Raw genomic sequence first — 22,676 nt, 5'->3', positions numbered from 1 at the left:
GAGCCGCTTGGCTTTGGACGCTGATTCTGATCGCATGCGAGCACCTGTCCCTGACGCTGGCTCCGCACGAGCACGCCTGACCATCCCCCCGTCCGTGGATCCCGCTGCTATTACGGGCCCGGGCGACAGCCTGCTCCGCGTCATCGAGGCTCGCGTCGGTGCCGACGTTACCGTGCGTGGTGATGCCATCGCCATCGCGGGCGCTCCGGCGCAGGTCCAGATGCTCACGAGCCTGTTTACCGACCTCATCGCGCGTGCTCAGGCTGGCGAGCATCCCGACGAGGCTGACGTCGAGGCCGGTATCGCCCTGCTGTGGGAGAATGCCTACGCTCCCTCCTCGCTGCGTGACGACATCTTGCTCACGTATCGGGGTCACGCCATCCGTCCCAAGACAGCTGGTCAGAAGCGCTATGTCGACACCATCCGTACCCACACGGTGACGTTCGGCCTTGGTCCTGCGGGTACGGGTAAGACATATCTCGCCATGGCGATGGCCGTCGCTGCGCTCAGGCGCAAGGAGGTCGGCCGCATTGTGCTGACGCGGCCCGTCGTCGAGGCGGGGGAGAGCCTGGGCTTCCTGCCGGGCACGCTCGAGGAAAAGATCGACCCCTACATCCGCCCGCTGTATGACGCGCTGTTCGACATGATGGATGTTGATCGCGGCAGGGAACTCATGGAGTCGGGCGTTATCGAAATCGCGCCGCTTGCATTCATGCGCGGCCGCACGCTCAACGACGCATTCGTCATCCTGGACGAGGCCCAGAACACGACGGCCGAGCAGATGAAGATGTTTCTGACGCGTCTGGGCTTCGGCAGCCGTTTCGTCATCACCGGCGACCTCACGCAGGTTGACGTGCCGCTCGGCCGCTCGTCGCTCGCCGGCGCGCGCACCATACTCGAAGGGCTCGACGACGTCGCCTTCGTGGATCTCGGCACCTCCGACGTCGTGCGCCACAGCCTTGTGGCGAAGATCGTGGCGGCATACGATGCGGCGGCGGAGCGCGAAGAGCTTGCGTCGCAGGCTCGGAAGGGGGCATCCCATGCGTGTTGAGATCGATGACGAGGTCGGGCAGGGCGTCCTGAGCGCCGAGGAGATCGAGCAGCTCGTGGCGCACGTCCTGGGCGGGGAGGGCGCCCCCGAGGACACGGAAGTCTCCGTGAGCTTCGTGACGCGCGAACGCATCCACGAACTCAACCGCGACTACCGCGGCATCGACCGCCCGACGGACGTGCTGTCGTTCAACATCGACGACCCGAATGACTACGATGACGACGAGGACGGCGTGTGGGACTTTCCCGAGGAGCCCCTCTCCGAGGAGGACCCCGAGGCGCTCGGTGACGTCGACGTCGAGGACGTTCTCATGCTCGGCGATGTCATCCTGTGCCCGGACATCGTCGTGGAGCAGGCGCCGGGCTTCGGCAGCTCGCCGGCGGACGAGATGCGCCTGTTGCTGACCCATGGCTGCCTACACCTGATGGGCTACGACCACGAGGAGCCTGACGAGGCGGAGGAGATGGAGGCGCTCGAGCGGCGCTACCTCGCTGACTTTGCCGATGCTCCGGCTGACGAGCTCAACGTGGGCCCGACGGTTGACCACGCTGCCGAGGGGAGCGCTGCCTGGCAGGGCAGGGGAGCCGCCACTCGCCCCGAGGGGAATGACGCGCGATGATGCCCGGGGGAAGGCACCCGGGGTTTCTGGAGTCGTTCGGCTACGCGCTGCAGGGCATCGGCGCTATCCTGCGGCGTGAGCGCAACGTCAAGGTGATGCTCGCCGTGGGCGTCCTGGCGGTCGTTGCGGGCTTTGTCCTGCGCATTGATGCGCTGAGCTGGGTGTTTGTCATCCTGATGATCGGACTTGTCCTGGCGGGCGAGATGATGAACACCGCTATTGAGGCCGTCGTAGACCTTGCGTCGCCTGACATCCACCCGCTCGCCAAGCTCGCTAAAGACGTTGCCGCTGGCGCCATGCTCGTGCTGAGCATTGCTGTGGCAATCGGCGGGCTTATCGTGTATGGACGTGCGGCGCTGGCTCTTTTCGGGTAAGCTGGGCCCACTTCAAGCCGGCCGGCTGCGGACGACCCCTGCGGAGCCGCACCGGGTTCGATGACCTGGGAGTGCGATGCGCTCCCTGCGGAAAGGATTCCCATGAGCGACACCCCCATGAACGCCGCTGACCTGGACGAGGAGCTGCCCTCCGACGAGCTTTCCATCGACGAGGAGGGCTATCTCGACGACCTGGCTGCTCACGGCGACGACCTCGAGGACGAGGACGACTCCGAGGAGGACGGGGACTTCGATCTCGACGCGGCGTTTGACCCCGAGCTGTTCGAGGAAGAGGACGAGGACGCCTACGACGACGATGAGGATGATGACTTCGCTGCTCAGCCCGGCGCCGATGGCCAGCCTGCGTTCCACAGCGGCTTTGTCGCGCTTGTCGGCCGCCCCAACGCCGGCAAGTCGACGCTCATAAACGCCATCATCGGCGAGAAGGTGCTCATCACGTCGCCGACGGCCCAGACGACGCGCAACCGCATCAGCGCGATCTACAACGCACCCGGCATGCAGATGGTACTCGTCGACACTCCCGGCCTGCACAAGCCCGTCGACGCCCTCGGCGAGGAGCTCAACATCTCTGCGCTCAACGCGCTGAAAGACGTCGATGTCGCCGCCATGATCGTCGACGGTTCGGCGCCGGCTGGCCGTGGTGACGAGTGGGTCGCCCAGCACGTGGCCACGTCCAATGCGTTCAAGGTGCTTGTCATCTCCAAGGCCGATCTCATCGAGCAGGACGCCGCGCGCACGCAGCTCGAGCGCATGGAGCAGTTCTGTCACTTCGACGACGTCATCGTGTTGTCGGCCAAGGAGGACTTCAACGTTGACGCGTTCGTGAGCCTTGTGGCGCGCCACCTGCCCGAGGGGCCGCAGTGGTTCCCGGAGGACATGCAGACCGACCAGCCCATCGAGGTCATGATCGCCGAGATGATTCGCGAGAAGGTGCTGCTCAACACCCGCGACGAGGTACCGCACTCTGTCGGTGTGATGGTGGACTCGACGTCGTACGACGAGAAGGCTGACCTGTCGAAGATCTACGCGACCATCTACGTGGAGCGTGACGGCCAGCGCGGCATCATCGTGGGCGCCGGCGGCTCCATGATCAAGCGCATCGGGTCAAGCGCCCGTCACGATCTTGAGCGCCTGCTGGGCAACAAGGTGTTCCTCAAGTTGAACGTCAAGGTGAAGCAGAACTGGCGCACGGACGCCTCGCAGATCCGTCGCTTTGGCTACGGCGAGGGCGCATAGGCTTTCTTCTAGGGGTGGCGGGCGATCGCGACACCTCATCTGTGGCGTCGGGCTGGGGCTTACGTACCCTGTGTACGCTATGCCCCGGCCCGCCCTGCATCTGGGACGCTGTGGCGCCTGCCATGTAGGCAAGGGGATCTCCTATGGCGGGCGAGTTGTCATACCGTGCGCACGGAGTTGTCCTGCGACGGACGAAGCTGGGCGAGACGGATCTTGTGCTCACGCTGCTGACTGACGGCTCGACGCAGGTGCGCGCCGTCGCGAAGGGCGCGCGCAAGCCCGGTGCCAAGCTTGCGGGCGTTGCGGGGCTGGGCAACGAGGTCGACCTGCTGCTGCGTCGCGGGCGCTCGCTCGACATCGTGACGGAGGGCACGCTCGTCGTGTCGCGTGCCGGCGTTGCTGCCGAGCTCGAGCGCGAGACCGTCATGGAGCTCATCTTGGAGGTCGCCTGCGAGCTGACCGTCGAGGGGGAGCACCCCGTGCGGATGCTGCCGCTCACGACGACGGCGCTCGACGCGCTGGGCGCATGCCGCGTGACGCTGCTGCCGCTGCTTGCCAGCGCCTACGTGCTCAAAGCCGTCGCGATGCAGGGCTACCGGCCGGTGCTCTCGACGTGCGTGGGCTGCGGCGAGCCGGTCGAGCTGCGCGCGGGCGAGCGGGCGTGCCTCTCGCTTGCGGACGGCGGCGTGCTGTGCGAGGCGTGCGCCCAGGCGGCGGGGCTTTCCGCGAATGCAGACGCGGGCGTGCTTGGCTGGGCCGACGCCCTCGTGGGCATGCGCTTCTCTGAGCTGATCTCTCTGGCGGTTTTTGGGGACGCGGGTGCCTCCGAGGCGCAGACGGGCCTGGCTGTGCTGGCGTTCTGCCGCGATTGGCTCGGACATTTTCCGGGCATTCGCCCTCGTGCCCTCGACTTTGCGCTGTCGCTCGGGACGTTTGGACCGTCAGAGGGGTAGAAGCTGCCCGAAAGACGGGAAAGTGCGCTTCTCTTGGGTGCTGTGCGTATGGATTTGCCAGAAGTGCGCGATTCTTTGGGGACACCGTGCCCGCTGTGGGCTCAGGTTGTCTTCAGGGCCATCAAAACTGCAGGTAAAACGCAATAGAGATGCTAGGAAAACTACCAAAACGGTACTGACTGCGCCGAAAAGCCGCGCACTTCTGCCGAAAACGAACGGCGCGCCTCCAAGAGACGCGCACTTTCCCCATTTTTGTGCCGTGACGCCTGCGTGAGATCGCACTTGGCCGCAGCGCCCTATGCCCCGCCCTCCTCGCGCGCGAGCTCGTCGATGAGGTCGAGCAGGCCCTGGCGGTTGCGCACGCCCGCTTTCTGGTAGATGTGGCGCATGTGCGTGCCTACCGTTCCCTGCGAGATGTGGAGCTCCTCCTGGATGCGGGCGATCGTGCGGCCTCGGATGATGAGCGGCAGCACGTCTGCCTCGCGCGGCGTCAGCTCGAATCGCTCGGCCAGCACTGCGGAGATCTCTTCTATGGAAGCCTGCTGGTCGCTTGCGGATGGTGTCCTGGCGACCCCTGCCAGCGCGGCGCTCACTCCTGCTGGGCACGTCGACCACACGGCGCCTGCCCGTGCGCACGAGCCGTCCATCGCGGAAGCGCACACGCCTGCTGCCCCGTCGTCTGTGCCTGCCGGGCACCCCGCAGCTCCAGGGCAACCCGCTGCGCCTGCGATCTCGACCATCCCCGCATGCGCCGCCTTGCCTGCACGCCCAAAGGCGCATGCCGACCCCTCTGCGGCGCCTCCGACGCGCACACCCCAGCCAAAGGCGCGGCCGGGCTGCTCTTCGTCATCGGTCATCTCGCCCAGGCTTGTCTCGACGAGATCTTTCTCCGTAAACAGGAAGAGGTACGACACAGCCACCACAACGGTGAGCACCACGGCGATGATCGAGAGGTCGATCGAGGTCCGCAGGGCGTCGGTCAACAGGTGCGACAAGCCGTTGCCGCTAATCTCGCCGAGATAGAGCGCAAAGAACGCCAGACCGAACGTTTTCGTGGCCGGCCGGTCGAAGTAGTTGCTCACGTCGATACACACGACACACAACAGGATCGTGAAGCTGATGTATGCGCCGAGCATCACGGCATATGCCATTGTGTCCGTGTGGGCCATGAACGGCACGAGCTGGCATCCCACCACCAGCAGCAGCGCCACGATGCGATAGGCGTACGTCACGAACTCGTGGCGGCTGCGTAGCCCGACGAGCAGGAGCAGCAGAGCGACCGCGGCACAGCCCAACGCAAGGAAGGCGGCGTAGTGCTCGGGTACGGCGAGGAACCGATAGCCCGAGAGCACGTCGGAGAAGCCCGACACGACGCCCACGGCTGCGCAGCCCGCCATGCCGCGCGCGAACAGGCGCCGGGTGCGCCGCTGCAGCTGGTGCGGCCTCGAGGGGTGCGGCCGAGCGGGTCGCGAGAACGTGCAGCGCCGCAGCAGCACGGCGCTGGCGAGCGCCCCCGCCACGACGACGCCGCAGGCGAGCCACGTCGGCGCCACTGTCGAGAGCGCGACGCACAGCAACGCCGCGCCCGCCCACGCCGAGCTCATCTCGATGAGGGCCACGCGTGTGCCCACGTCAGCATAGAGGCGCCCCCAGCCCAGGAACAGCAGGCCGGAGCCAATGCCGGTGCCCAGGCTGCTCAGCGCCACGAGCGCCCGCCCCGATGTCGTTGCCGCGTTGGAGAGACACAGCAGCGCAGTGGCACTGGAGAACACGATGCCGGAGATCAAGATGCAGCGCCGGGAGAGCACCCACTTGTCGGCACGCCGCTCGATCAGCGGGAATATGAGGATCGTGCACGCGAGCACGATGAGCGAGAGCAGCGTGTTGATGTAGAGGGCGCTGCGAAAGTCGGGCGTCGCCCGGTAGAGGAAGTCGTTGTAGAACGCCGAGAGCAGCCAGGCGTAGTAGAGCAGATATCCGACGACGCGCAGCGGTGCAAACGAGCCGCGCTCGCCCTCCCGCGTCGCCAGCGCATCGCGCTCGCCCAAAGCACCCATTTCTGCCCCCATATCTCCCCGCGTCTGATTCGACGCCCCCTGTCTAGGGCGGAGCGCGGCGCGGATATGCCGCCGTACCAGGCCGCCCGAGACTTTCACAGGATACCTTTTCTCGTGCGCTTCGCCCTCACGCTCTTGGGGCTATCCCTCAGATGCAGCATATGAGATGGGGTCTGCGGCACTCCGACGCAGGCTCCGAGTTTGACTCTGAAATGACCCCCGGGCCTCAGGGTGACGCAGAGAACTTGGCGATTTCTCGGCAACGTTGCGCTTCATAAAACGCCATCTACCAGCAGAAATGACGTCAATGTCATAAGAATTATGATGCGTGCTCGCGCCTTGCTCCCAAAGTCATAACTCCACGCGATGTGCCCGCCACCTCTCCTCGGCACAATGATTGGCGTCATGCGGTGCGTGTCTGTGCGTATGCACGGGCCTGGCACTTTCGTCCGGCACGCGACGCGCTACCCCGCAGGCACGTACGCAATCAGGAGAGGGATCCGAGGAGCAAAGAAGAGAGGAGAGGGAATGGGAGCACTGAACCTCACGCGCCGCGACTTCGTCAAGGCCGCTGCGGTCACCGCCGCCACCGTCGCGTTTGCGTCTTCGAACGCTGCGCAGGCGTTGGAGGAGGCTGTCAAGGCCGACACCGCGTGCACCATCATGGGGACTGACACCCTTGCGGTGAAGACCTGCTGCCGCGGCTGCGGCAAGATGGAATGCGGCGTGAAAGTGATCGTCAAGGACGGTCGCGCCATCCGCGTGGAGGGCGATGAGGGCGCCTACCAGTCGATGGGCAACTGCTGCACGAAGTCGCAGGCCTCCATCCAGGCCGCCTACCACCCCGATCGCCTGCACTACCCGATGAAGCGCACGAACCCCAAGGGTGACAACGACCCGGGCTGGGTGCGCATCAGCTGGGACGAGGCCATGGATACCGTGGCCACGAAGATGCAGGAGGTCATCGACAAGTACGGCGGCGAGGCCATCGCGCTGGAGGTCGGCACGTCGCGCATCTGGTGCATGCACTCCGAGTCGTGCCTGAAGATCCTGTTCAACACGCCGAATAACCTCGAGGCCTGGCAGATCTGCAAGGGCCCGCGCCACTTCGCTACCGAGATGGTGTCGACGTTCTCCATGAGCTGGATGGAGACTATCGCCCGCCCGAAGGTGTACGTGCAGTGGGGCGGCGCCTCGGAGCTGTCGAACTACGACGACTCCTGCCGCACGACCGTCGACGTCGCCACGCGTGCCGACGTGCACATCTCCGTCGACCCGCGCATGGCCAACATGGGCAAGGAGGCCGACTACTGGCAGCACCTGCGCACCGGCACCGACGGCGCCCTGGCCCTGTCCTGGACGAACGTCATCATCGAGAACAAGCTCTACGACGATCTGTACACGAAGAAGTGGACGAACGCCCCGTTCCTCGTGTGCGAGGACATCGAGCCGAGCGGCTTCCCGGTGCAGAAGAACGACGGCTCGTACTACGACCTCAAGACGCGCCTGCTCAAGGAGTCCGACGTCGTCGAGGGCGGCAGCCCCTACAAGTTCCTCGTCCACGACGCGAACTGGGAGAAGCTGGCTGCTGAGGGCATCGAGCACCAGTATGGCGAGTTCACCTGGTTCAACGCTGACCAGGAGGCCGTCATCGACAACACGGGCGGCTTCTGGGAGGGCGAGAACTACGACTCCATGAAGGCGCGCGAGGGCAAGGAGGCCAACCAGGCCAACTGCCTCAAGGGCTACATCCAGGGCCACGTGCCGGATCTGATGCCGTTCGACCCGGGCATCGACCCCGATCTCTACGGCGAGTTCGAGATCGAGCTCAAGGACGGCAAGAAGCACAAGGTGCGCCCGGTCTGGGAGTACTACCGCGAGCGCGCGGCGGAGTACGAGCCCGAGAAGGCCGCCGAGATCACCGGCATCCCTGCCGAGGAGATCATCGGCGCCGCGACGGCCTACGCCACGCGCATCGACCCGTCCACGGGCTACGGCAACGGTGGCATCCAGTACATGCTCGCCATCGAGCACGCGTGCAACGCCGTGCAGAACAGCCGCATCCTGGACAACATCACCGGCATCACCGGCAACATCGACACCCCTGGCGGCAACCGTTCCACGACGATCGTCCCGATCGACGGCGACCTGCAGGGCTTCTCGGCCTGGGTCCCCGGCGCCTCTCAGCCGGCCCCCGAGGTCAACGAGAAGCAGCTCGGCCGCGAGCAGTTCCCGCTGCTGGGCTGGTGGGGCAACTGGGCCGACATGAACGTCACGTTCACGGCCATGCTGACCGGCGAGCCCTACCCGGTGCGCGCCCTGTGGAACGAGTCGGGCAACTTCATGTGCGCCTGCAACTCCACGTACGCCTGGGACGCCCTGAACTCGCTCGACTTCTACGTCGACCTGAACCTGTGGCACACGCCCTCCACGGACGCCGCCGACATCATCCTGCCCGTCGCTCACTGGATCGAGCTCTCCTCGCCGCGCGCGTCGCAGGGTTCGGCCGGCGCCATGGGCGCGACGGTCAAGTGCGTCGAGCCGCCTGCCGAGGCCAAGTACGACCCCGAGATCGTCATGATGATGTACAAGAAGATGGGCGTGCCCTGGAACAACGAAGAGGGCAACGAGTGGCCGGACATCAACTGGCAGCTCACCGACTCCATCAAGCTGCTCTCCGACGACGAGTACGTCAAGCAGTACTGGCACGTCGAGAACGGCGTCGCGACCGTCGAGCAGAAGGGCAAGCTCCTCGCCGACATCACGCCGAAGTACGAGTCCTGGAACGACTACGTGCACGACTTCCAGGAGCACGGCTGGTGGCAGGCCAAGGAGATCGAGCCCGAGATGTGGGGCACGTACCGCCGCTACCAGACCGGTGGCTTCCGTGGCCGTGACAAGCTCTGGGCGCGTCTCGACTACACCGCTGGCCCCGGCATCGCCGACTGGAAGCCCGGCTTCTTCACGCCGACGATGAAGCAGGAGATCTGGTCCACGGTCATGGAGTCGTTCATGCCCGATCGCCCCGAGCAGATCCTGCCCTATTGGGAGGAGCCGCCGCACGGCCCCGTCGCCGACCCGGAGCGCACGAAGGAGTACCCGCTGCAGTGCACGACCGGCCGCCGCATCCCGGTGTACTTCCACTCCGCGCATCGTCAGCTGCCGTGGTGCCGCGAGCTGTGGCCCGTCCCCCGCGTCGAGATCAACCCCATCACCGCTGCCAAGTACGGCATCGAGCAGGGTGACTGGGTCTGGATCGAGACGCCCGAGGGCAAGATCCGCGAGGTTGCCGACCTGTACTACGGCGTCGACCAGAACACGATCAACTGCGAGCACACGTGGTGGTACCCCGAAATTCAGGAGTCGGGCCACGGCTTCCAGCTGTCGCAGGTCAACTGCCTCATCGACCGCAACGCCCAGGACCCGATCTCCGGCACGTCCAACCTGCGTGCCTACGCGGTCAAGATCTACAAGGCCACGCCGGAGAACAGCCCGTTTGGCAACCCCTGCCCGTGCGACAGCAAGGGCAACGAGATCATCCACGATGCGAGCGACCCGCGCCTGAAGGCGTGGCTGCCCACCTATGAGGGGAGGGAGTAAGCAATGCAGTACTCGATCATCACTGACCTGAACCGCTGCGTGGGCTGCCTGGCCTGCAGCGTCGCCTGCAAGGGCCTCAACGACGTACCGATCGGCAAGTTCTGGAACCGCGTCATGCGCGTGGGGCCGAACCCCGAGTTCGAGGGTGCGGACTACCCCGACGTGTACATGTACTTCCTGCCGCTGACCTGCCAGCACTGCGCCGACGCCCCCTGCGTCAGCGTGTGCCCCACCGGCGCGTCGTTCAAGGACGTCGACGGCACGGTGCAGGTCGACAAGGAGACGTGCATCGGCTGCGGCGCCTGCCTGGACGCCTGCCCCTACAGCGTGCGCTATCTCAACGAGGAGACGTCCGTTGCCGAGAAGTGCACGATGTGCCAGCAGGCGCTCAGCGAGGACGCCAACATGGTCCCGCAGTGCGTCTCCCAGTGCGGCGGCAACGCCCGCTGGTTCGGTGACCTGGACGAGGGCTATGAGTCGTTCGTCGGTGCTCACGAGACCGACGGCGAGAAGACGGGCGAGCGTCGCCACATGATGGACTTCATCGAGCCCTTTACCGAGGACGACGTCTATCGCCTGCCTGACGCCGGCAACGGCCCGCAGATGCTCTACATCCTGCGCGGCCACAAGTGGTACGGCAACGAGGGCGACCACGTTCAGGACATGAGCCAGAGCACCGGCAAGGCCGGCAGCAACTCCGCCGCCCCGGCCGACAAGGAGTAGATCATGACCGCGTCATGGCCCCTCATCGCGTACACCCTGTGCAGCGTTATCGCCTGCGGCACCCTCGGGGTGCAAGGCGTGCTCGCCTTGGGGGGCCGTGGCGCGCGGATCCAGACGCCCGGCGCGCTGCTCGCGCTGGTGTTCGCGGTGCTCGCCGCCGTGTTCGCCTGCCTGCGCGTCGGACGCCTCGACCGCGTGTTCAACGTGTTCGGCCACCCCGCCTCGCCTGTCGCCCAGACGTTCATCGCCATCCTGGCGCTCATCGTCGTCTCGCTCGTCTACCTCGTTGCGCTGCGTCGCGCCGAGGAGGAGGGCGAGGTTCCGCTCCCCGTTGCCGCGCTGGGCGTGCTCGCGTCGCTGTTCGGCGTGTACGCCGTTGCGGCCGGCGACGTGGCGACCTCGGGGATCGCGGCCAAGACGGCCCTGGCCGTCGCCCTCGTCGCCGGCTCGGCGGCGCTCGTCGGCACGCTGGCGTGCCGAGCGTTGCTGGCGGTGCGCGAAAGGGAGGCGGCCGCGGGCGGTCTCGGCGTCGCCACCGTCGCGTGCGGCCTTGCGTCCGGCGTTGCCACGGTTGCGTTCTCCCTGGTTGCGCCCACGATGGTTCGCAAGGCTGTGTCGATCACGACGTCGACGTACGGTTTCGAGTCGGCCCACCCCACGCAGGCCACGGGCAGCCAGGCTGCCGCGAGCGCGGCCTCGGGCGCCATGGGCGACCCGCTGTTCTGGGTTGTTGTCGTGGCCGTGGGCATCGTCATCCCGCTTGTCGTCGCGTTGCTGACGCGCAAGCGCTCCGGTGTCCTGACGGGCGTGCTGTGCGGCGCCGCCGCGCTGTGTGTGCTCGTGGGGCTGGCCTATGCGATGGATCAGTTCATGTTCACGAGTTCGGTCACGCGCCTATTCGGCTAGGCGCGTGCGGTACGAAGGTTTTCAAGGCCGTCGGGCGTAACCCCATTGCGTCCGACGGCCGCGAAAGCCCCTGGTGAGGCGGAGGTGCGCAAGGCGCCCCCGAGCCGAGTGTCACCGCGTCTCACCAGGGGCTTTCGCCGCAGGCGAGAGGAGAGCGGCTTGTTGAGAGCCGCTCTGGCGCCTGCTCCCGTGCCCAAGGAGAGGATGTTCTTCCATGACTGTCCCTGCTATCGAGACGGCCGCACCGCGTGTACGCACGAGCCTCGGCGTTCTCGAGGCGCTGACGGGCCCCGGCATCACCGTGCACCAGGGCCGCTGCGTCGAGGTGCGCAACCGCCACACGACGTGCCGCCTGTGCGCCGATGCCTGCACGTCGGGTGCCATCTCGTTCGATGGCGGCTGCCTGGCCGTCGACGCCTCGCGCTGCATTGCGTGCGGCACGTGCGCGACCGTGTGCCCCACGTGCGCCATCGAGTCCACCGATCCCACCGACGACGAGCTGCTGGCCGGCTGCGTCGCCGCCGCGCAGGCCAACGAGGGCCGTGCGACGATCGCGTGCGCCCGCACGCTCGTCGACGTGTCCGATCGATACGATCCCGATCGCGTCGCGTGCGTGACCTGCCTCGGGCGCGTCGACGAGAGCCTGCTTGCCGGGCTCGCCGCCGCAGGCGTCGCGGGCGTGACGCTCGTGGGTGCCGGCTGCGATGCCTGCGAGCACGCACGCGGCCGCGAGGTGTGCGACGAGGTTGTCGCGAGCGCCGATGCCCTGCTGCGGACGTGGGGACGCGAGCTTCCGGTGAGCTTCGCCGAGGAGCTGCCTGCCGACGCCCTGCTCGCTGAAGACGCGTGCGGTGCGGGCGTGTTCGACCCGCGACGCGCCGGCGTCATGAGGAGGGCGCGCGCCGCCGAGCTGGGCGTGCGCGCCGCGATGGCTGAGCGCGAGCCCGCCGCCGACGAGGCCTCGCAGGCTGCCGACGCCTCTGCAGAGAAGCCCGTCCCCGCGTCGGCCGTCCTGAAGGTCGGCCGCGACGGCACGCTGCCCCATCACGTTCCCACGCGCCGCGGACGTCTGCTCGAGGCCCTCGCCGGCATCGGCGAGCCGGCCGAGGAGCCCGTCGCCACGCGCCTGTGGGCGAGCGTGTTCATCGACACGGAGCGCTGCGGCTCCTGCCGTCTGTGCGCCGTGTTCTGTCCCACGGGCGCCTTGCGCAAGTTCGACGACCGGCGCACGGCGACGTTCGGCGTCGAGCATGAGCCGGGCAAGTGCGTCAAGTGCCACTGCTGCGAGGACGTCTGTCCCGAGCGGGCCATCACGATCGTCGACGAGGTGTACCCCTCCGACCTGTCGAGCGGCCATACGGAGCGCTTCGAGATGCGCCCGCGCGACATAGAGCCCGGCCGGCCCGATGCCGTCGTGAAGCGCATGCGCAACCTGCTCTCCGCCTCCCAGTACGTCAACTTCGCGTAGCGGGCGGTTGTCCCACCGCGAGCTTGTTATTCGACTCCCTCCCAGGGTCGCGCCGAGACGGGCGTTTTGCCTGCTCTCCTGACATCGCCTGCCTCGGCGCGGCCCCTCCCCACCTATCTGCCAATCGTGAAGGAGCGTGTCTCCATGAGCACCCCGAACACTATCGATCCCAACGCCTACGACCCGTCCGACGACCTCGTGCTCGAAGCGGAGTACGATCCGCTGGCTGCGCAGGACCCCGCATTCGACGCCGCGGCCGCCGAGGCAGGCGAGAGCCAGGAGGAGGCCTCCCGTCGCGCCGCCGTCGAGGCCGAGGAGGACTTCCTGCCGTATCTGGGTGACCCCGACGAGGATCACGCGCCCGAAGTCGTCGTGGACGAGAGGCCGGCCCTCGTGCGCACGGAGGAGCTGTTCGCGCGCATGAAGTCGCGCCGCCGCGTGCTGCTCGCCATCTTGCGCGCCTGCGATGAGCCGCAGGACCCTGCCGTGCTGACCGCGCTCGTCGACGATCTGCAGCGCCGCGACAGCTCCGTCTATGACGCGCCGGCCCTGTGCTCGCTGCTCGAGCGCTCCGGGGCTTTGGAGCGCCACCAGGAGCAGGCCTCCGAGCCGGCGACGGTCGTCGGCGAGGACGGCGTCGAGTATCTGCAGGCCTCTGAGCCTCCCGTCGTGCGCTGGGTGCGCACCGAGGCGGGCGCCGCGATGGTCGCCTCCGACCAGCCTGTGGAGCGTCTGCGCGCCAAGCTGGACACCGAAGCCCACTACAAGCCCATCTATCTGCGCGTCCTGCGCGCTTGCGCCGACGGTGACGGCAGGACGGCCAAGGAGCTCGGCGAGCTCGTCGACCATGACCCGCTCGTGCAAAAGCCCCGCATGTTCGCCGCCCACTTCTTCAACGTGCTTGGCGAGTGCGAGGCGCTGAGCTGGGACGGCACGTGGCGCACGACGGAGCTCGGCCTCTCCGTGATGGAAGAGCTCGAGCTGTCCGGCGTCGAGGACCAGGCAAACTAGGGAGACGATGACGATGACCACGAACACTGCCGCCACCACGCAGGCCCCCGCCGCCAACGAGACCTTGACGCTCGATGAGTTTGCGCAGGTCAACGAGAGGCGCGCAAGCGCGTATGCCTTCCTGAGCCGCCTGTTCTACAAGGAGGTCGACCAGGAGCTGCTCGACGAAATGCGTGCCATGCGCTTCCCAGCCAAGACGGGCAACGACCACTCCGACGAGGGCAACCGCCTCATCGCGGGCTATCTGAGCAACGTGTGGGAGGACACGCTGCGCGAGCTTGCCATCGATTATGTGCACTGCTTCATCGGCTCGGGCATGGACGCCTTCTCGGCCGCCTACCCGTACGAGTCGGTGTACACGAGCCCCAAGCGCCTCATGATGCAGGAGGCGCGCGACGAGGTGCTCGCCATCTATCGCAGCGAGGGCATGGACAAGGCCAAGGACTGGAAGGAGAGCGAAGACCACATCGGCGCCGAGACGGCGTTCATGGCGACGCTCGCCACCCGCACCGCCGAGGCCCTGCGCGCCGGCAACGAGGACGAGGCTGCTCGTCTGCTGCGCGTCCAGCGCAACTTCATGAACGACCACCTCTACGCGTGGAGCGGCATGATGACGGCTGACATGCGCGTGTTTGCGAGGACCGACTTCTACAAGGGCCTTGCCTCCTATGCCGATGGCCTGCTTGAGAGCGACCACGAGCTGCTCGCGTCTGTGCTCGGCGAGGAGGAGCCGACGGACGCGCAGTAGGGCGCCGGGAGGGGAGGGCGAGATGGCCAGCGAGAACGGGCGACCGCTCATCACGAGGCGCGACCTGTGCTGGGGCGTTGGCGGAGCCGTCGCCCTGCTCGCCCTGGGCGGCGCCAAGGTGGCTGGGGCCAAGCCGGTCGTGCGACCACCGGGCGGCCAGGACGAGGAGCGCGTGCTGTCGGCGTGCATCCGCTGTGAGAAGTGCTACGAGATCTGCCCGCACCGCGTCATCGCGCCGGCACACATCGAGGACGGCCTTGTGGGCATGCGCAGCCCGGTCATGGACTTCGACCGCGACTACTGCACGTTCTGCGACGAGGAGAACGGCGGCCGTCCGCTGTGCGTGCAGGTCTGCCCGACCGGCGCGCTGAAGCTCGACGATGGGGCTACGGCACGCAATACGTTCATTGGACTGGCGCGCATCACCGAGGAGCAGTGCCTGGCTTTTCGGGCGACGCGCTGCCGCATCTGCGTGGACGCGTGCCCCTACGAGGCGCTCGAGCTCGACGAGAACGCTCAGCCCTACGTCATCGAGGACAGGTGCAATGGCTGCGGCGCGTGCGAGAGCGTGTGCATCAGTCACAAGTCAGGCGCGTCGCGCAGCGGCTTCGAACGCCGCGCCATCTACGTTGACGTGCGAGCCGACGCCGGGACCGACCTGAGCCGGGGAGGTGAGCGGTCGTGAGCGAGGAGCGCGAGAGAGATGGGCGGGTGCCGGCTGGCATCGAGGTACCTGCAGCTGAGGATAGGTCGACGACCAGGACAGCCTCCAAGAAGGCCGCGGGCGGGCGACGTCGCAAGAAGAAGGCGAGCGGCGTGCAGACGCTGCGCAGCTGGCTGCCGTGGATCGTCATGGGAGTCGTGGCCGTTGGCTTCGTCACGACGTGGGGCATCGGCACGCTGAGCGGCCTGGGCTGGGGCGAGCTGACGGCTCTGTGCCCGCTGGGCGCCATCACGACGATGCTCGCGTCGAAGCTGCTCGTGCCCCGGGCGCTCATTTCGATCGCTATCGCCGTCGTGATCATCCTGCTGGTCGGCCGTGCGTTCTGCGGCTGGGTGTGCCCGGTGCCGGCTGTCGGCCGCCTGCGCGAGCTGTTCGCCAAAAAGCCAGCGCGAAAGAGGGCCGACGCGGCAAAGGCGTCCGGCGCGAGTGCGACGGCTGCGTGCGAGACGGACGGCGGCGCGCAGAAGGCCACCGGCCTGTCTGCGGTCGAGAGGCGCGCCATCAAGCGCCAGATGCGCGGCGGGTGCGCGGCTAAGGTACGCGAGCTGCGCGGAAGCCTCGACAGCCGGCACGTCGTGCTGGGCGGGGCGCTCGTCTCTGCGCTGGCCTTCGGCTTTCCGGTGTTTTGCCTCATCTGCCCGATCGGCCTGACGTTCGCGACGATCCTGCTCGTCATCCGCGCGTTTGGCATGGGCGACGTCAGCATCGCGCTGCTCGTCGTGCCGCTGATGCTCATCGCCGAGGTCGTGCTGTTCCGCAAGTGGTGCCATCGCATCTGCCCGGTCGGCGCGCTCATGAGCCTCATCGCACGGGCGAACCGCACGGCGCGCCCTGTCATCGACGACGCGAAGTGCATCGAGACGGCGAAGGGCAAGACGTGCGGCGCGTGTGCAAGGGCATGTGGCGAGGGCATCGACCTGCGCCATCTCGAGCTGGGATCGGAGCAGCTCAACGAATGCGTTCGCTGCCACAAGTGTGTCGAGGCCTGCCCGGCCCATGCCGTGAGCATGCCGCTGCTGGCGCGGAAGAACTCAAAAGGCGCCGCGACGCCACAGGCGCCTATTGCCGAGTAGCCTTGCCCGCTGGGGCGGACGCACGGCGCAAAACCAAGGTCTCGGGCCGAGGGGCGACCCGGCGAAATGGGCACAATGGGGAGGGTCGCTCCTCTGCCCGGGGCCTTGGATGCACGCGGCGCCATGCATTGTCGGGTGCTGCGCTTACGAAGAAATCTGTCTGCCGCTACCAGCCGGGGCACCCGGCGGGCCGGCCATTATTGAGGGGGAGTTTCGATGAGCGATGTGACCGAGAACGTGGAGGCGGCACTGCCTGTCGGCGCGACCGGCGCAGTTGCGCCCGCCGAGAGCCAGGTTTCCGCGGCCGGCCTGCCCACGGCCATCGAGCGTGCCTATGCCACCCCGGCTGCCGTGCGCGTCATCAGCGGCCCGGTCGGCACCGGCAAGACGCACGAGCTCGTTGAGGGCGTCCGTACCGCTCTGGAGGCGGGCGTCGAGCCCGCCGAGGTGCTCGTGCTCGCACCGCGCCGCACGGCGGCCGACGAGCTGGCTGCCCGCCTCACTGCCGCCTGCGGAGCCGTCGCTGCGGCCGTGCGCGTCACGACGCCGCTGCAGCTCGCGCTCGACGTCCTCGCTACGCCGCAGGCCCGCGAGGCAACCGGTCGCAGCGCCCATGTCCTGAGCGACGTCGAGAACACATTCTTCCTCGAGGACATGCGCGTGACGGGTCAGAAGCATCGCCGCCTGCGCGAGCTGCTCAAGTTCCTGCAGCGCGGCTGGTCGGAGATGCGCGACGACGAGCCCGGCTGGCTCATCACCGGCGAAGAGGTCGCTATCAACGACTTCGCCAAGGGCCGCCTCGCGCTGCTCGAGGCCCTGCACCCCGCCGAGGTCTCCGCCGCGTGCGTGCGCTACCTGCTGGGGAACGCCTCGGCGCTCGCCGCAGCGCGCATGAGCTGCGTATTTGTCGATGACGCCCGTGCGATGAGCCGCGCGAGCCAGGCGCTGGCGGCGCTGCTGGCAACCGACGAGCTCGTCCTGACGTGGGATCCCAACGCGTCGCTTGCCGGCGAGGAGCCCTATGGGTATGCCGAGGGGCTGGCCGATCTGCACGCTGCCCGCTCCGATGCCAGCGTGCTCGAGCTGGGAGAGAGCCACTGCGCCCGTGCCCTGTTCGAGGTCACGAGCAACGTGCTGCGCCAGGAGTGCCTTGAGACTCCCGTTGCCCCGAAGGCGTGCGCTTGCGACGAGACGGGCGAGCTGCGTGTCGTAGAGAGCCCAACGCTTGGTGACGAGCCGGCCTCCGTGGTCGAGCAGGTACGGGGACTTCTCGAGGCAGGGGTTTCTCCCGAGGACGTCTTTGTGGCAGCACCGAGCGACGCTTGGGTGCGTCGCATGGCGGGGACGCTGGAGGCGGCGGGCGTCGCGACGAGCGCCCTGTACGAGCGCCAGCGCGTCGGCGGCGACATCCGCGAGCTTGACAGGAGCGAGGGCGCACAGCTCTACGTGGCGCTCCAGCTCGCCGCCGATCCCGCAGGCGCTCTGGCGTGGCGCTGCTGGTGCGGCTTTGGCGACTACCTTGCGTGCTCGGCTGGCATGAACGAGCTGTATGCTCGCGCGGAGGCGAACGGTCGCGGCCTCGTTGCCGAGCTCGAGGCGTTGGCGTGCGGAATCGAGCGCGGCGCGGGGGCGACCCCCGTCGTCGGTGCCGAGCGTATCGCCGAGCGCTACCGTGCCGGTCGCGCGTTCCTGGACGCCGTCGATGGCCTGCGTGGCGAGCAGCTGCTCGGAGCGCTGGCCGCCGGCGTTGCCGGCCCAGATGCCGCCCCCGAGGCGATCGCTTCCGTTGAGGCTCCCGTGCGTGCGCTGCTCGGCGGCGTTGCTGCTGACGAGGACGCCTCCACCCTGTTCGCCCGCGCCGAGCGGGAGCTGCGCGCTCCCGGCTTTGCACCCGCCTGCGTCCGCGTCGCGCGTACGGCGGCGCTTGCTGGCCAGTCTCCGGCTGCTCTCGTGTTCGCCGGCATGGTGAACGGTCTCATTCCCTCGCACGCCTACTTCGATCTCACCGAGGCGCACGCCGACGAGCAGGCCCGCCTGCATCGCCGCCTCGTCGACGAGCTGTATCTCGTCAGTGGCAAGCCGACGCGCGCGTTGGTATGCTCCACGTTCGCGCACGCGGGCATCGTAGAGTCCGAGAAGCTTCGCCTCAAGACAGAGCGCGTCCGCCTGCGCGACGGCAAGCGCGTCTGCGATCTCGCGCCGAGCGTGTGCGTCTCATACCTGCGCGGCGAGTCTCTCGCCAAGCTGACCCTCTAGGATCCAGGAGGCATCCACCATGGCTCTTGCCACTGACCTGAAGCGCCTTATCAACGCCTCGCCCGAGCGTCCCGTGCCTGCGGCCGGCGACGTCGCCCGTCTTTCGTGGGCCCCCGGCCCCGACAGCGTCGCCGTCGACCTGGCGAGCGAGCAGGACGGCTCGGCACTGTTCACGGTCCACGTCCCCGCAGAGCTCGCCGCCTCGACGCTCAAGAGCGCGACGACGGCTCTCGTGCGGGGCATGGGCATCGACCCGACGCAGGCCGGCGCCGCAGCCGATGCCCGCGCCAAGATGGGCGACGAGGCTTTCGCCCGACAGCTCGGCCTCATGGTGCGCCAACCGCTGTTTGCTCTCGCCGTCATGCGCACGCAGGTGCTCCCGTTCCTCGCGCCTCAGCACGTGGGGCTCGATTTGCCTGTCGAGGGTGAGGAGTTCACGTTCCAAACGCGCTGCCTGCTGCGCCCCCGAGCCGAGCTGACGTCGTACGAGCCGGTCGAGGTGGCCGTGCCCGCAGACGAGAAGCAGCGCGACGCCCAGGCCGCCGAGCTGCTCGACCGCTGCGCCGACGCCCTGGCGACGCGCCTGACAGCCGAACCTCCCGCCGGTTACGTTGACCTGCTGCGCAACGAGATGGCCAACCGCTTCGCAGAGAATGTCGAGCGCGAGGGGACGAGTTGGGAGACGTACGTCGCCGCACCCGACTTCTCGATGGACGCCTTCAAGGCGCAGATGACCGAGGCGGCGCGTACGTCGCTGCGTCGCGGCATGGCTCTCGACGCGCTGGCCGCTCACCTCGGCGTCATGGTGGAGGAGTCCGACCTGCTCGCGGTGGCCGGTCAGGTGGCGGCGGGCTATGAACGCGTCGCGCTCGACGCCATGCTGCAGAGCGGCCAGCTGCCCCAGCTCTGCGAGGTCTCGCGGCGCGGCAAGGCACAGGAGTGGCTGCTCTCGACGGCAAAGGCCCCGACGGCGTAAGCTTGCTCCTCACGGGCGCGCCTGCCTGAGGCCCATGCCTGGGGCAGGTGCGCCGTCCTTGCAAGGCTCCCGCTCGTTCCCGTCCTCTCGCATGGAGGTGCCTGCCGTGATCCGGTTCACGCTGCCCGACTTCACGCTCGGCCTGAAGCGCAACCTGGTGTTTCTCAGCCTCATGCGCGAGTCTCCGCAGTTCTTCCTGCCGGATGTCTGCGTCTCCAGCGTATATGGCTGCTTCCCCGACTGCAAGCTCAACGGTGGACGGGCCTACATCCGGCAGCGCTATACGCCCGAGCAGATGGACGCGACGTTTTCCGCGCTCGACGAGTTCGGCGTCAAGGCACGTCTCACGCTCACGAATATGCTGGCGGGGGAGAACGAGCTGGCGGATCCCTACGTCAACGAGATGCTCGACGTGGCGCTGGCGCACAAGGCCGAGCTCATCGTGTATTCAGACGTCGTCGACGCTTACGTGCGGCGCCGCTGGGAACAGGCGGGCGTCCCCTGCGTGCGCGTGCTGTCGACGACACGCGAGATCCTGGACGCAGGCGAGCTCAACGAGGCGCTTGGGCGCTTCGAGTACGTGGTGCTTAACTACAACAAGAACAAGGACTGGGCGTTCTTGGCGCAGATCGAGCATCCCGAGAAGCTCGAGGTCATGGCAAACGAGCTGTGCAACCCGGGCTGCCCGCACCGCACGGAGCATTACCTGCACAACAGCAGGGACCAGCTGAACGGGACGATCACGGAGTTCCGTCGCTGCAACCTTGCGGGTCACGACTTCTGGCGCGAGGCCCCGAGCAGCCCGACCATTCTGACGAACGACGGCGTGTACGAGCTGAATCGCCGCTATGGGATTGAGTATTTCAAGCTCGTGGGCCGTGGGGTGAACTCCGCTGTGACGCTTGAGTCCTATCTCTACTACCTCGTGCGGCCCGAGCACCGCGCCGGCCTGCGCGGGGCCCTGTCTGGCCTGCTGGGCATGGGCGCTGACGCTTCCGAGGCCACGCGCTAGCTGGATCCTACGCCCTGGCGGCGCGCTCGAGCTCTTTGCGCGAGTGCACGGCGAACTTGCCGTACACGTGCTGCACATGCGTGTGCACCGTCGCGCCCGACACGCCCAGCTCGCTGGCGATGTCCGCCGGGTCGAGGTCGTCCATCAGAAGGATGAACACCTCTGCCTCGCGCGCGGTCAGGCCGTGCTTCACGATGACCTCGCTCCACCGCTCGCGCTTCTCACCTGACAGCCCGCGCAGCGGCGCCGGCTGCGCACCTGTCATCGGCAGCACCTTGGCGCCTGCTGCTGGCAGGCACACGATCGTTACGATGAGCATGAGAAAGCCGATGGTCATGGCGACCTTGGGCTTGTCGAGCGGCGTCCATTTCACGCCATGCACGATGGCCGTTGCCGCGATGATACCCGCGCACATCATCGCGCGCATGATGGCAAACGACCGCTCACCGGCCGCCCCGCGCTCGCGCATGGCACACACGTCGATGACCCACACCATGAGCTCGCTGACGAGCAGCGCCACGAACGTGAGCGACACGGCGATGTCGTCCAGGATGCCCATGTTGTTCTCAGGCAGGAACTCCAGCAGGATGGACAGCGCGATGATGGGCACGCAGACGCGACAGATGAGGTCGTAGCCCAGCGCCTTTGTCGTGGACTGCAGCAGCGCCGTCGCAAGCACGAATATGGCGAGGACGACGACGCTCTGGATCACGGCGACCCACAGCGGCATGCTCTGAGGCAGGTGGTCGTACTGCCCTGCGTTGTTGAGCAGCCAACCCCCCATCAGGAACAGGCCGAGCGTGATGGCCCCGTAGCGCCCGGCGTCCTCGGGGCGAAACGGCACGAGCGTCAGGTTCTTCTCGCTGCCCTTCGACAGGTCGGAGAACGGGATGCGGCTGTCGCTTGCCCTACCGAGCGCCAGCGTCACGAGCGGGGCGAGCGCGACGAGCGCGGCGACCCAGAGCTCGGTGAGGAAGCCTGCCACGATGGTGATGGTGGCAGTGACGATGAACGCTCCTGTGCAGGCGACGATGGCTCGAGCGGGGGAGAGCCGCTTGAGCAGACGCGATGCGCTTACGACGGCGCAGGCGTTCGAGAAGGCAGCAGACGCCGCCCCGATGCTGCCGACGACGAGCGTGGGCCAGAAGCCGTGCAGCTGTGAGTTGACGGCGAGTAGGACGCCGCCGATGACACCGATGATTGCGTGCGGCAGGCCGAAGCTCGAGAAGATGGCGCGCAGGGGGCTCTTCCCGTCGCCCTCGGATGACTTCTGCTCGCGCGAGGCTACGAGCGCATGCGCTACGAACGTCAACGCGCAGACGATGAAGTAGGCCACGATGATGGCCGGGCTATCGAACAGCGTTCGTCCCATACCAATGTCGAGAGGTGCGAGGAATAGCGGAACGTACGTCCACGTGAGCGAGATGCCGATGGAGACGGAGAACAGCGCGAGCCAGCGACCGCTCTTCGAAGTGAGGAGATCGCGCGTGTCGCGCAAGAGCGCGTCGAGTTTCACGGTTGGACGTCCCCTCTTCTTGCGGTGTTGCGCGCAACCCCATTCGGGTGCTCGCTTTTCAACTAGCCTCACTACCGTCTCAACAACGGGCTCATCTCTATCATAGCGTGTCGCATGCAAGCTCAACAACGCATGAGTTGACTCCGGGGCTTGATTTTCCCGACATCATCAAAACCGCAGGTAGATATCTCAACTTCTCAGGTGAGATGAGCCATTTCGTGCAATTCAACGCCCCAGCGGACGCGCTGTGGCCCGCCAATCCGTAAAGTTCGGTGTCGTTGCAAGGGACGCGCCTCGCCCCGGGCCCACACGACCCGCGAGCATCGTCTCTCGCCCCCGCGCCACCTGCGCC

General features: G+C 67.3%; 18 protein-coding genes. 16 read left to right on the top strand and 2 right to left on the bottom strand.

What is annotated here, in order from left to right:
- Nucleotides 1-34 precede the first annotated feature (34 nt).
- The 5 genes from KHZ24_05865 (at nt 35) to recO (ending at nt 4,254) form a co-directional block, all read left to right on the top strand.
- Nucleotides 35-1,051 (top strand): PhoH family protein, encoded by a 1,017-nt coding sequence (locus KHZ24_05865; protein ID MBS5450724.1) that lies wholly within the window; start codon nt 35-37, stop codon nt 1,049-1,051.
- Nucleotides 1,041-1,670 carry an rRNA maturation RNase YbeY gene (ybeY, locus tag KHZ24_05860; GenBank protein ID MBS5450723.1) on the top strand — a complete coding sequence of 210 codons (630 nt, stop codon included), beginning with the start codon at nt 1,041-1,043 and terminating at the stop codon, nt 1,668-1,670. The genes KHZ24_05865 and ybeY overlap by 11 nt, the downstream gene beginning before the upstream one ends.
- Nucleotides 1,667-2,044 carry a diacylglycerol kinase family protein gene (locus KHZ24_05855; protein MBS5450722.1) on the top strand — a complete coding sequence of 126 codons (378 nt, stop codon included), beginning with the start codon at nt 1,667-1,669 and terminating at the stop codon, nt 2,042-2,044. Before ybeY ends, KHZ24_05855 begins: the two co-directional genes overlap by 4 nt.
- A 117-nt stretch (nt 2,045-2,161) precedes the next feature.
- Nucleotides 2,162-3,301, top strand: a complete 1,140-nt coding sequence (era, locus tag KHZ24_05850) for a GTPase Era (protein ID MBS5450721.1) — start codon at nt 2,162-2,164, stop codon at nt 3,299-3,301.
- 143 nt (nt 3,302-3,444) lie between these two features.
- On the top strand, nt 3,445-4,254 hold the full coding sequence (gene recO / locus KHZ24_05845) for a DNA repair protein RecO (GenBank protein MBS5450720.1): 810 nt from the start codon (nt 3,445-3,447) through the stop codon (nt 4,252-4,254).
- A gap of 296 nt (nt 4,255-4,550) precedes the next feature.
- On the opposite strand, the gene KHZ24_05840 is transcribed toward recO, so the two are convergent.
- Nucleotides 4,551-4,994 carry a helix-turn-helix transcriptional regulator gene (locus tag KHZ24_05840; GenBank protein ID MBS5450719.1) on the bottom strand — a complete coding sequence of 148 codons (444 nt, stop codon included), beginning with the start codon at nt 4,992-4,994 and terminating at the stop codon, nt 4,551-4,553.
- Between the two features lie 1,845 nt (nt 4,995-6,839).
- Here KHZ24_05840 and KHZ24_05835 point away from each other — a divergent pair.
- The 11 genes from KHZ24_05835 (at nt 6,840) to KHZ24_05785 (ending at nt 20,808) form a co-directional block, all read left to right on the top strand.
- Complete coding sequence (locus tag KHZ24_05835; GenBank protein MBS5450718.1) at nt 6,840-9,911, top strand: molybdopterin-dependent oxidoreductase; 3,072 nt, start codon at nt 6,840-6,842, stop codon at nt 9,909-9,911.
- Nucleotides 9,912-9,914: 3 nt separating this feature from the next.
- Entirely contained in the window at nt 9,915-10,634 is a 720-nt protein-coding gene (locus KHZ24_05830; GenBank protein MBS5450717.1) for a 4Fe-4S dicluster domain-containing protein, read from the top strand.
- A 3-nt stretch (nt 10,635-10,637) separates the two neighbouring features.
- The gene (gene nrfD / locus KHZ24_05825; GenBank protein MBS5450716.1) at nt 10,638-11,540 is read left to right on the top strand and encodes a polysulfide reductase NrfD; all 903 of its coding nucleotides are present in this window, start codon (nt 10,638-10,640) and stop codon (nt 11,538-11,540) included.
- 214 nt (nt 11,541-11,754) lie between these two features.
- Nucleotides 11,755-13,008 carry a 4Fe-4S binding protein gene (locus tag KHZ24_05820; GenBank protein ID MBS5450715.1) on the top strand — a complete coding sequence of 418 codons (1,254 nt, stop codon included), beginning with the start codon at nt 11,755-11,757 and terminating at the stop codon, nt 13,006-13,008.
- 144 nt (nt 13,009-13,152) lie between these two features.
- Nucleotides 13,153-14,019 carry a hypothetical protein gene (locus KHZ24_05815; protein ID MBS5450714.1) on the top strand — a complete coding sequence of 289 codons (867 nt, stop codon included), beginning with the start codon at nt 13,153-13,155 and terminating at the stop codon, nt 14,017-14,019.
- Nucleotides 14,020-14,032: 13 nt separating this feature from the next.
- The gene (locus tag KHZ24_05810) at nt 14,033-14,767 is read left to right on the top strand and encodes a molecular chaperone TorD family protein (protein ID MBS5450713.1); all 735 of its coding nucleotides are present in this window, start codon (nt 14,033-14,035) and stop codon (nt 14,765-14,767) included.
- 22 nt (nt 14,768-14,789) lie between these two features.
- The gene (locus tag KHZ24_05805) at nt 14,790-15,452 is read left to right on the top strand and encodes a 4Fe-4S dicluster domain-containing protein (GenBank protein MBS5450712.1); all 663 of its coding nucleotides are present in this window, start codon (nt 14,790-14,792) and stop codon (nt 15,450-15,452) included.
- Entirely contained in the window at nt 15,449-16,564 is a 1,116-nt protein-coding gene (locus KHZ24_05800; GenBank protein ID MBS5450711.1) for a 4Fe-4S binding protein, read from the top strand. Before KHZ24_05805 ends, KHZ24_05800 begins: the two co-directional genes overlap by 4 nt.
- A gap of 216 nt (nt 16,565-16,780) precedes the next feature.
- A complete protein-coding gene (locus tag KHZ24_05795) occupies nt 16,781-18,820 on the top strand; it encodes an AAA family ATPase (protein ID MBS5450710.1) in 2,040 nt (679 codons plus the stop codon).
- A gap of 19 nt (nt 18,821-18,839) precedes the next feature.
- Complete coding sequence (locus tag KHZ24_05790) at nt 18,840-19,796, top strand: hypothetical protein (protein ID MBS5450709.1); 957 nt, start codon at nt 18,840-18,842, stop codon at nt 19,794-19,796.
- Between the two features lie 106 nt (nt 19,797-19,902).
- The gene (locus KHZ24_05785) at nt 19,903-20,808 is read left to right on the top strand and encodes a hypothetical protein (protein MBS5450708.1); all 906 of its coding nucleotides are present in this window, start codon (nt 19,903-19,905) and stop codon (nt 20,806-20,808) included.
- A 7-nt stretch (nt 20,809-20,815) separates the two neighbouring features.
- On the opposite strand, the gene KHZ24_05780 is transcribed toward KHZ24_05785, so the two are convergent.
- Entirely contained in the window at nt 20,816-22,324 is a 1,509-nt protein-coding gene (locus KHZ24_05780; protein MBS5450707.1) for a helix-turn-helix transcriptional regulator, read from the bottom strand.
- Between the last annotated feature and the right edge of the window lie 352 nt (nt 22,325-22,676).

The organism is Coriobacteriia bacterium, from assembly GCA_018368455.1.
Taxonomy (GTDB): Bacteria; Actinomycetota; Coriobacteriia; order Coriobacteriales; family UMGS124; genus JAGZEG01.
Note: the sequence above shows the minus strand (reverse complement) of the source record. Positions and strands in the feature narration are given on the sequence as shown.

Coding starts and splice junctions, on each gene's coding strand:
- KHZ24_05865 (MBS5450724.1), top strand. CDS start 35: ATGCGAGCACCTGTCCCTGACGCTGGCTCCGCACGAGCACGCCTGACC.
- ybeY (MBS5450723.1), top strand. CDS start 1,041: ATGCGTGTTGAGATCGATGACGAGGTCGGGCAGGGCGTCCTGAGCGCC.
- KHZ24_05855 (MBS5450722.1), top strand. CDS start 1,667: ATGATGCCCGGGGGAAGGCACCCGGGGTTTCTGGAGTCGTTCGGCTAC.
- era (MBS5450721.1), top strand. CDS start 2,162: ATGAACGCCGCTGACCTGGACGAGGAGCTGCCCTCCGACGAGCTTTCC.
- recO (MBS5450720.1), top strand. CDS start 3,445: ATGGCGGGCGAGTTGTCATACCGTGCGCACGGAGTTGTCCTGCGACGG.
- KHZ24_05840 (MBS5450719.1), bottom strand. CDS start 4,994: ATGGTCGAGATCGCAGGCGCAGCGGGTTGCCCTGGAGCTGCGGGGTGC.
- KHZ24_05835 (MBS5450718.1), top strand. CDS start 6,840: ATGGGAGCACTGAACCTCACGCGCCGCGACTTCGTCAAGGCCGCTGCG.
- KHZ24_05830 (MBS5450717.1), top strand. CDS start 9,915: ATGCAGTACTCGATCATCACTGACCTGAACCGCTGCGTGGGCTGCCTG.
- nrfD (MBS5450716.1), top strand. CDS start 10,638: ATGACCGCGTCATGGCCCCTCATCGCGTACACCCTGTGCAGCGTTATC.
- KHZ24_05820 (MBS5450715.1), top strand. CDS start 11,755: ATGACTGTCCCTGCTATCGAGACGGCCGCACCGCGTGTACGCACGAGC.
- KHZ24_05815 (MBS5450714.1), top strand. CDS start 13,153: ATGAGCACCCCGAACACTATCGATCCCAACGCCTACGACCCGTCCGAC.
- KHZ24_05810 (MBS5450713.1), top strand. CDS start 14,033: ATGACCACGAACACTGCCGCCACCACGCAGGCCCCCGCCGCCAACGAG.
- KHZ24_05805 (MBS5450712.1), top strand. CDS start 14,790: ATGGCCAGCGAGAACGGGCGACCGCTCATCACGAGGCGCGACCTGTGC.
- KHZ24_05795 (MBS5450710.1), top strand. CDS start 16,781: ATGAGCGATGTGACCGAGAACGTGGAGGCGGCACTGCCTGTCGGCGCG.
- KHZ24_05790 (MBS5450709.1), top strand. CDS start 18,840: ATGGCTCTTGCCACTGACCTGAAGCGCCTTATCAACGCCTCGCCCGAG.